Origin of the sequence: Burkholderia sp. HMSC10F09, from assembly GCF_001806955.1 — a bacterium.
Classification (GTDB): domain Bacteria; phylum Pseudomonadota; class Gammaproteobacteria; order Burkholderiales; family Burkholderiaceae; genus Burkholderia; species Burkholderia multivorans.
This window is the reverse complement of sequence record NZ_KV786913.1, coordinates 1-6228: the sequence shown is the minus strand read 5'-3', so window position 1 is coordinate 6228 and position 6228 is coordinate 1. Positions and strand designations below refer to the sequence as shown.

The following is a 6228-nucleotide window of genomic DNA, read 5'->3' as shown; positions in this document are numbered from 1 at the left end:
CTCAGAAAGAACCTTAACTGAACGGCATTAGGCCGTTGGCCGGCTTTTTTCATTCACGGCCGGCAATCAATAAAACGCGCGCGCCGGTATTTACAAATATTTACAAGCTTTCGATTAGCTCATTGCCGGTTAATTAATTTCGCGCGCCGCCGCTCTCCCTTTCATCCCGGATAGGGATAAACCGGATACCGTTCGCTTTAAACGCTTCGCGGCGACGTGCACAGCGGCGCAGACGCCCGACCGGCATGGCGCCGAGCCGACTTCCTCGCCCTATCCCGCCGTCCCGCGCGTTTAAATTTCTTACCGCAGGCCTTATCCGTAAAGGGCTTTAAAAGCGCTTTTCGTTTCAATCGCCTTTTTTAGACGAGTTCGTCAATTGACAGCAAAAATCCACGCGGCGACATTAGCTCGCACAATTAAACGACTGGAGACAGCGGCATGTCGCACACCTTATCGAAGGGGGTGGCAACGGCCTTTGCCATTGCCCCTTTGCTGGTTGCCTGTGGCGGCGGAGATTCCGGCGGTTCGCTCGCGCCGATCGACGCACCTCAATGCTCGGGCTCGAGCTGCGGCACGCAAGGGCCGCCACCGTCGCAGCCGGTGAACGGCGCGCTGTGCCCGGCGAACGCCGATATCGTGAAGAGCACGTATCTCGGCGGCGCGGGCAGCGGCGAGATCGTCAGCGTGAACATCGATGCGGTCGCAATGACCTACACGCTCAAGTGGCTCGAATCGCCGATCCCGCTGAAAACGGGCACCGTCACGCCGAGCCGCGCCGGCACGACGATCACCGGCAAGGTCGTGCATCCGCCCGCGGGCACGCTGCCGACGGCCGAACAAACACGCTGCGCCTTCGTGCTGACGCCCGGCACCGGCACCGCAGCGGACGGCTCGACCTACTCGACCGCCGCCGACTTCAACCAGGCGAACCCGCCGATGCTGCTGGTCGGTATGGGCGTCGCGGGCGGCGGCATTCCGGGTGCGACGGTGCAGTACGACGGGCTCACGATCAGCGTGATCGGGTTTCCGGTGTTCAAGAACGTGGGCCAGGTGCCGAACCGCCACTTCGACTTCTATCCGTTCCTCGGCTTCGCGAACACGACGACCGACCTGACGAAGCTGCCGGGCACCTATAACGCGCTGATCTACCACCTCGTGCCGTCCGGCGACTACGCGACGAAGGGCACGAATTCGAGCGAGACGTTCGACGCGAACGGTGCGTGTACATCGACCGGCGGCACGTGCCAGACGACCGGGGATCCGTGGACCGTGAATGCCGCGAACGGCGGCTACCTCGATAGCAAGAATGCCCCGCAGATCCTGCCGCAGACGAAATTGCCGCTAATCGGCGCGACCGGTAAGTCGGCTAGCGCGCACATGGTGATCGGCCAGCTCAACGGCGCAACCGTGCCGGTGATCGTGCGGACTGGCAGCGTGTATCTCGGCACCGACGCTGCGGTCCATACCGACGCCAAGGTCGACGACGAATCGGGCATCGCGGTGCTCGGCGCGGCGAGCACGATCCAGTCGGGCGCGATCGACGGCGGCTACGCAGGCGCGGACTCGAACTTCAAGTACACGGCTGCGCTGATCCGCGGCAGCAACGCATCGTTCATCAATCCGTCCACGCAGGCCGAGGAAGACGGCTTCACGCTCGACTACGGCCAGTCGACGCCCGGCCTGCTGGCTGCGACGACGACGCCGGCGAGCGGCGCGAGCTATCCGTCCGCGTCGGGCGTCGTGATCGCGACGGGCGGGCTGTACGCGGCGCTCGTGCAGGGCACGGTGAACGGCGGCGTCACGTCGACGTCGGCGAACGCGACGACGTCGTCGGCACCGTACTTCGGCGTGGGCGCGCAGATCAGCAAGTAGCGGTCGGGGACGCGGCGGCGCACGCACGCCGCCGCGCGACGCACGAAGGCGCCCGGCACGGCGCCGGCAGCACGAGCACAAGCAACAGAAGCGGTCGACAGGGAGCCGGCCGCCGTACAAGACAAATCCGGAGGAGCAACATGAAGCGCAACCTCGTTCTGGCGGCGGCCTTTGCCGCCCCCCTTCTTTCGGCCTGCGGCGGCGGCGGCGACGGCGACAATCCGCCGCCGCTCGTCGAGGAGCGGCTCTGCCCCGCGACGCTCGACTACAACACCGTCTACACGGGCGGCGCGGGCAGCGGCGAACTCGTGAAGCTTCAGCTCGACACGACGAAGATGACCTGGCAGGTCACGTACATCGAATCGCCGGTGCCGCGCACGACGGGCACGGTGACGCCGACGCGCGCGGGCACCGTCGACAGCGGCACGCTGACGCAGGAAACGCTGCTGCCGACCAACAAGCTGAATCAGTGCGCATTCCGGCTGAACGGCGCGAGCCTCGACGCGTCGCGCCCGGCGCGCATCTTCGTCGGCTACGGCGTGGCGGGCGGCACGATTCCCGGCAAGGAGATCCAGTTCGGCGGCGTGCTCGGCCAGGCCGCGGTGCCCGACACGAAATTCCCGTACTACCCGTTCATCGGCTTCTCGCAGATCGAGACGAACATTGCCAACGTGGCCGGCACATACAGCCACGTCGGCTTCGGCGAAGTGCCGTCGCAGAACTTCGCGCCGGTGTCGATCGACGCGAAGGTGACGATCAACGCCGACGGCACGTGGAGCAAGTGCGATTCGACCGGCCAGTTCGCGGGCGGCGCCTGCGTGCAGCGCGGCACGAACTTCGTGCAGTCGGCCGACGGCAGCGGCGCGTTCGAGACCGACCACTATCAGAGCCAGATCAAGCCGACGCTGTCGGCGACGCCGCAAGGCAAGGGCTTCATGGTCGTCGGCAAGCTGCGCAACCAGCTCGTGCCGATCCTCGTGCGCACGGGCGTCGCGAACCCGAACCCGACACCCGACAGCAACGGCGTGCCCGGCCTCACCGCCGACGACGAGTCGAGCATTTCGATCCTCGCCCCGCAGACGGCCGTGTCGGTCGGCTCCCAGAACGGCGAGTACATCGGCGTCGACAGCCAGTTCGACTATCGGACGACGGCGCTGATCAACACGCAGGCGACGCTGCTCGATCCGTTCCAGCCGTCGCAGGCGTCGCTCGCGACCGCGCTCGACCTCGACTACACGCAGAAGGTGCCGGGCACGGTCACGACGATTCATACGGGCTCGGGCAGCACGTCGCCGACCGGCAAGTTCATCTTCACGGGCGGTGTGTTCGGCTTCCTCGACAACGCGGGTTCGACGCCGTATTTCACGATCGGCGCGTTCGTCCAGTAAGCGGAGGCTGCCGTGATGAAGAAGACCTTCCTGTGCGCGGCGGCCGGCGCCGCCGCGCTGGCGCCGCTCGCGGCCCACGCACAGAGCGCCGGCAGCAACGTCGTCACGCTCGGCTGGTTCCACGTGATGCCGCAGCAGAGCAGCACGCCGATGACAACCAATGTCGCGCCGACGCCGATCAACACGCCGCTGCGGCTGCCGCCTTCGTTCACGTCGCCCGGCACCGGGCTGCACACGAGCGGCGCGGACACCGTCGGGCTGACGGTCAGCCACTTTCTGACCGACCACATCGCGGTCACGTCGGTCGCCGGCGTACCTCCGGTGTTCAAGGTGTCGGGCAAAGGCACGATCAATCCGCCGGGCCCGGCCGGCGCACTCGGCACGCAGAACATCGGGATCGCGGCGGTCAATCCGATCGTGAAAAGCGTGCGGCAATGGAGCCCCGCGGTGCTGCTGCAGTACTACTTCGGGCAGGCCACCGCGCGGTTCCGGCCGTTCCTCGGGCTCGGCGTGTCGTACAACTGGTTCAGCGACCTGCAGCTGAACTCGAACTTCATCAAGCAGACGCAGGACAACCTCGGCGCGATTCTCGCGGCAGGCGCCGGCAAGCCGGGCACGACATCCGTGGAAGCGAAGGCCTCGTCGTCATGGCAGCCGGTGTTCAACGCGGGCGTGCAGTACAACATGACCGAGCATTTCGGGTTGATCGCGTCGGTGACCTACATCCCGCTGAAGACGACGTCGACGGTGACGATCAAGGCGGCCGACGGTACGGTGCTCGCGGAATCGAAGTCGGAGCTGAAGGCCGATCCGATCATCAGCTACGTCGGGCTGACCTACAAGTTCTGATACCGGGCCGCACCGGTGGCGGCGCAGCGGCTCGCCCGCGGCCGGCGCGCAGGCAAAAAAAAGCCCGCCTTGAGAGGCGGGCTGAATCCATATCAGAGGAGACATGGAGGAGACAGGTGTAACTATAGCGAATCGATTTGCGCAGCGCAACATTTCCGTAGAGAAAATAAGGATTTTCCCTCGAATGGCGCCTCTAACGCCGTCCGGCGGGTGCTAGGCCGCCGCGCTTACAGCTGACCCCGTTTCAATCTCCCGCGCCAGCACGGCGCCGAGCGCTTCCCGCAGCAGCGCGGCGGGCCGCATCAGCCGGCCCGGCAACGCGCCGTGCACCATCCAGACGCCGATCCGCGTATCGAGCCCGTCGGTCGGCACGATCTTCAGCGCGTCGCGATGCGCGCTGCGCGCGAGCGCGTTCGGCGGCGCGATGCCGATCCCCGCGCCGCGCGCCACCAGCGACAACTGCAGCTCGGAGCCGAACGCCTCGACCGCGACGTCGAACGGCAGCCCGGCCGCACCGAGCGCTCGGCTCAGCGCCGAACGCATCCCGCAGCCGTCCTGGCTCAGCACCCACGGAAAACGCGACAGCGCGTCGAGCGTCAGCGGCCCCTCCGGCAGCGGAAACTCGCGTGCGGCGACGAGCACGGTCGGCTGCGTGCCGAGCCGCGTTGCGCTCAGCGTGTCGGGCAGCGCCGTGCCGACCGGCACCATCACGGTCGCCATGTCGAGCGTGCCGCGCTCGACGCCCTGCAGCAGCGCCGGCGACCAGCCGGCCGTCACGCGCAGCGTGAGGCGCGGGAACGCTTCGCGCAGCCGGTCGATCGGCCGCTCGAGCGCCAGTTCGGACAGGAACGGCGGCACGCCGATCCGCAGTTCGCCGGTCGGCTCGCTATCCGGCGTGCCGGCCGCCAACAGCGCATCGACCGCACTCAGCACGTTGCGCGCGAGCGCGTACACGTCGCGCCCGGCCGCGGTCGGCTTCAGCGGCTTGCTCTGCCGGTCGAGCAGCGGCACGCCGAGCAATGTTTCGAGGTTCTGCACGCGCCGCGTCAGCCCCGGCTGCGTCAGATGAAGCCGCGTGGCCGCGGCCACCATCGAGCCGCTGTCCACCACCGCGACGAACGCCTGGAGATCGCGTGTATTCAAAGCAAACTCGCATAATGATGTTAGAGATATTTCAATTGTCGCATAACGTGACGCCGCCTAGGATGGGGTTTCCTTCGACTATTCCGGTGGCCCTTCCATGAACTGCCCTGCCCCTTCCTGTCCCGGCGCCGCGCGCGCGGCGCACGACGCCCGGCCGACGCTGAGCGCCGGCATGACGCTCTTCTTCGCGGCGACGGTCGGCGTGATCGTGATCGACCTGTTCGCCGCGCAACCGCTGACGGGCCCGATCAGCGCCGACCTGCAGCTGCCCGCGAGCCTCGCCGGGCTCGTCGCGATGCTGCCGCAGCTCGGCTACGCGGCCGGGCTCGCGCTGCTCGTGCCGCTTGTCGATCTGCTCGAGAACCGCCGCGTGATCGTGGCGACGCTCGCCGTATGCGCGGCGATGCTCGCGCTGCCGGCCGTCACGCACTCGGGCACGGTGTTTCTGTGCGCGACGCTGATCGCCGGCGCCGCGTCGAGCGTGATCCAGATGCTGGTGCCGATGGCGGCGTCGATGGCGCCGGAAGCGCAGCGCGGGCGCGCCGTCGGCAACGTGATGAGCGGGCTGATGCTCGGCATTCTGCTGTCGCGGCCGCTCGCGAGCCTGATCGCGGGCTCGATCGGCTGGCGCGCGTTCTATGCGCTCGCCGCCGCGGCCGACGTCGCGATCGCAGCCGTGCTGGCGCTGCGACTGCCGACGCGCACGCCGCCCGTCACGGCAAGCTACCGCGCGCTGCTGGCATCGATGGGACGGCTGCTCGCCGACGAACCGGTGCTGCGGCGGCATGCGCTGTCGGCCGCGCTCGCGATGGCGGCGTTCAGCGCGTTCTGGACGGCGATCGGATTGCGGCTCGCGCAGCCGCCGTTCGGCCTCGACCTGCATGGAATCGCGCTGTTCGCGTTCGCCGGCGCGAGCGGCGCGATCGTCACGCCGCTCGCCGGTCGCGCGGGCGACAGCGGGCGCGGGCCGCTCGCG

At 67.8% G+C, this 6228-nt stretch carries 5 protein-coding genes; 4 read left to right on the top strand and 1 reads right to left on the bottom strand.

The window, feature by feature from the left end:
- Positions 1-438: 438 nt before the first annotated feature.
- The 3 genes from HMPREF3115_RS26140 to HMPREF3115_RS26130 all read left to right on the top strand — a co-directional run bounded on the left by HMPREF3115_RS26140 (position 439) and on the right by HMPREF3115_RS26130 (position 4109).
- The gene (locus HMPREF3115_RS26140; RefSeq protein WP_070556729.1) at positions 439-1872 is read left to right on the top strand and encodes a DUF2957 domain-containing protein; all 1434 of its coding nucleotides are present in this window, start codon (positions 439-441) and stop codon (positions 1870-1872) included.
- 140 nt (positions 1873-2012) lie between these two features.
- On the top strand, positions 2013-3260 hold the full coding sequence (locus tag HMPREF3115_RS26135) for a DUF2957 domain-containing protein (protein WP_006401319.1): 1248 nt from the start codon (positions 2013-2015) through the stop codon (positions 3258-3260).
- Between the two features lie 15 nt (positions 3261-3275).
- Positions 3276-4109 (top strand): OmpW/AlkL family protein, encoded by an 834-nt coding sequence (locus tag HMPREF3115_RS26130; protein ID WP_006408260.1) that lies wholly within the window; start codon positions 3276-3278, stop codon positions 4107-4109.
- Positions 4110-4322: 213 nt separating this feature from the next.
- On the opposite strand, the gene HMPREF3115_RS26125 is transcribed toward HMPREF3115_RS26130, so the two are convergent.
- Complete coding sequence (locus HMPREF3115_RS26125; protein ID WP_070556727.1) at positions 4323-5252, bottom strand: LysR family transcriptional regulator; 930 nt, start codon at positions 5250-5252, stop codon at positions 4323-4325.
- A 97-nt stretch (positions 5253-5349) separates the two neighbouring features.
- Here HMPREF3115_RS26125 and HMPREF3115_RS26120 point away from each other — a divergent pair.
- Positions 5350-6228: MFS transporter (locus HMPREF3115_RS26120; protein ID WP_070556725.1), on the top strand; the 879-nt coding region annotated here is incomplete at its 3' end.